1 protein-coding gene is annotated in these 3,114 nt (G+C 64.3%); it reads left to right on the top strand.

The annotated features are described in order from the left end of the window. Positions 1-524 precede the first annotated feature (524 nt). On the top strand, positions 525-3,114 hold a 2,590-nt coding region (locus VGD93_RS03780), incomplete at its 3' end, for a kelch repeat-containing protein (protein ID WP_395009334.1).

Genomic DNA, 3,114 nt, shown 5'->3' with positions numbered 1-3,114 from the left:
CTTGCAAGCGTTGGCATCATCAATCGAAGCGGTGGTGCGTGCAGAGGCTGCTCAGCATCGACGTTGAACCGCAACCGATCAATCATTCTGCGCACATGCCGTTGGGCTAACTCTCCGTCGCAGGGGATCTCCGAAGGAGTCCAACGCTCAGAATTGACCGCCTCGCGCGGCCGCCGTTGAACTAAACGTTGAGTGTCGGCTTTTGCCTCAGCTCGTGGGGCGGCTTGGGGTCGTCAGTCTCCGCTCACAGGATGGAGAAGCTGCCGCTCGTCCCAGCTTGGCGGCTGAGCGACAGGTTATCCGTCGCATTGCGGCTGCACTCGCAGCTGCTGCCGAATGACGGCTCTGGCCGAACAGGCGGCGTCCCGGGTGACGCACTCATTCGGCGGCAGGCAATTTCCGAACCTTGACATGCGAAGAGGCGCACCGTCATATTACAAGACATGCCATTCAAATCAATGCGATTACTTCTCTGCAGCGTTCGACGTTACGGAACGTCTGTATGGTTACTGGTGCTGTCTTGCATGGCATTGGCTGGCGAACCCGGCGCGATCCCCCTGCCGACCGGTCAGTTGCAGACCGTCGGCACCTATCCCTTGGGTCGGCACGGACATTCGGTTACCGCGGTCGGACAGGGACGATACTTCCTGCACGGCGCACACATTTATGGGAACCTGACCTCCGGAGATCCAAAAGACAACGAACTCCTAATGCGGCGGCGCCATGCGCCTCCTGCACAGGCAGACAGGGCCGCCGTGCTGACCAGAGAGCCGTGGATGTGGCTGCCGGATCGACGCGGCTGGAAGCGTCTGGGCGAGTTGCCGGAGTGCCACGGAGATCCCTATCTGCAAGCCGCAACCCCGATGTCCGACGGCGGCGTCCTGTTGACCGGCGGACTCTGCGACGCGCCGAAAATGATCGACGATCCGTCCGGACATCCCGAATACCGGGGAACGTCGCGCCTGAACGGACGGAGCCTGAAGTGTGAAGCCTCACCCGAACTCGTTCAGGGGCGTATCTATCACACCGCCTCAAGATTGAGCGATGACAGCGTCCTGGTTGTTGGCGGGCAGCGCGACCCGGGGCTGGGCGGTGATGTCTTCCCCGTGCTTTCAAGTGTCGAGTGGTTGCGGGGCGGCACATTCGAGGCGGGAGTGGACTTGCATCAGGCACGGGCCGGGCACACCGCGACCGTGCTCGATGACGACGAGATCATTGTCACCGGCGGCTTCGATGCCGCAGGGCGGGCACTGGCGAGCGTGGAACGCTGGGATCGCGCCGGTCAGAGCTGGCAGTCTCTGCCCCCGCTGAGAGAGGCGCGCTACGGCCACCGCGCGACCTTGCTGGCCGATGGGCGCTTGCTGGTGACCGGCGGTTTCGGTATCGACGGGAAGGCGCTGACCAGTTCCGAGCTGTGGGAACCTACCAGCGCGACATGGACCGAGGCGGCCCCTACGCCGATGCCAGTCGGATTTCACGATGCAATCACTCAGGCCGATGGCGAAGTGCTGTTGGTTCCGATGATCACGAGGATGGATCACCGGGCTCAGCCGATGGCCTATCGCTGGCGAGCGGCGTCTGACCGATGGGAACTGGCGGCCACCATCCGTGCCAACGACTGGCAATATCCCGGCTTCATCCCGTCGGTAGAATCCCAGCCTGACGGCAGTGCCAGAATCTTCGGTGCAGCCTTCATCTGGCGCTGGACGCCCGAGGATGCGGATGGCCAGGATCGTCCGCGCGACTGGCAAGGCGTACCGGCATTGGCGCGTCTCGATGACCATTCGGTGATGGTCGTGGCGCTCGGCTACCCAGGCGGTAACGCGCAGCGCCGGGCCCATCGCTGGGACGCCCGTTCGGGGGCCTGGGCCGCTGCCGGGACTCTGCAACAGACTCGCTCGGGTCATGCCCAGGCCCTACGTCTGCCTTCGGGGCGGGTGCTCCACCTTGTCGAGGATGCCGGCAATGCCTTGCACTGCGAAATCAGTCCGGTCGATCTGGCTGACAGCCCTTGGGAATTCTGTGGCCGCCCCAGCGGAGAAGTACTCAACGATAGCCCCTTCGAGCTTGGGCTCCTTCCCGATGGCAGGGCCGTCGTCATCACCAATTTCGAGGAAGCGTTCATATTCGACGAGAGCCGGCGCCAGTGGCAGGTTGCCCGGCTTGAATGGCGGACATCCGAGCAGGCTTTCGGCACCCCTGTGAGGCCTGCCGCGCCGCTCGCGCAACTACTTGAAACGAGTGGATCGCGTGCCGGCACCAGACTCGACGTCAGCGCCCAGGCCGCGCGTTTCTGGGAGCAGGTCAGCCCGCGGCGCAACCACGACATTGTCAGCGACGGCGTCGTGCTCCGCCGCGTCGAAGGTCGGGGAGCGCCTCCGGCGATGTTATGGAACTCGGGAAAAGGGTACTGGGACTATGTCTTCCCGAATCACCAAAATATCGGCCGCGGCGCCGTGCATTTGCCGGACGGCTGTGCGCTCTCCCTGTCGCCGCCAAGCATTTTCGATCCGAAGACCGGGGCAGCCCGCAGGCTCGATGCGTTCCCGGGGGGACTCAATACCGGCGACAACCAGATTGTCGTTCTGACCGGGGGAACCGTGGTGGCGGTCAGCGCAGTGGTTGGCGCAACCGGCAGCGGCTGGTTCTCCGGCCAAGTATCGTGCGCCGGGCTGGCGGCTGGCCCGGAAATAGACGTGGCCATGCCCCCTGTCTACGCCCGGGATCCCTTGCCCACTCCTGTGGTGACGAGTGCTGCGCCAACGAGATCCGAGGAGATCGGCTGGCGCGAACGCCTTTCCGAGCGGATTGCGGCGCTTCCCAATCTGAGCGGGCTGGCGATGGGGGTCGTCGTGATACTCGGGCTGGTGCGATGGTGGATCAGGTGCCGGCAAGCAGCCCAGGACTCGCCGGGCAGCAGCCGTCTCGACCAACCGGTGACGGGCCGCACACGGCATCTGCTGCGGATCGCCGTATGGGTCATCGTGCTTGCTGTATTGGGGCCGGCGGTGGTCAATCATTGGCGCTTCCAAAAGGCTGTGGAGGGCGAGGAGTGCTTGGCGGACGCCCGGGCCTGCCTCGACCGCAGCAGCGGACTGATCAAGAGCGTTCCTT

This window comes from Devosia sp., from assembly GCF_036406155.1.
GTDB lineage: Bacteria > Pseudomonadota > Alphaproteobacteria > Rhizobiales > Devosiaceae > Devosia_A.
This window is presented reverse-complemented; position numbering and strand designations above follow the sequence as displayed.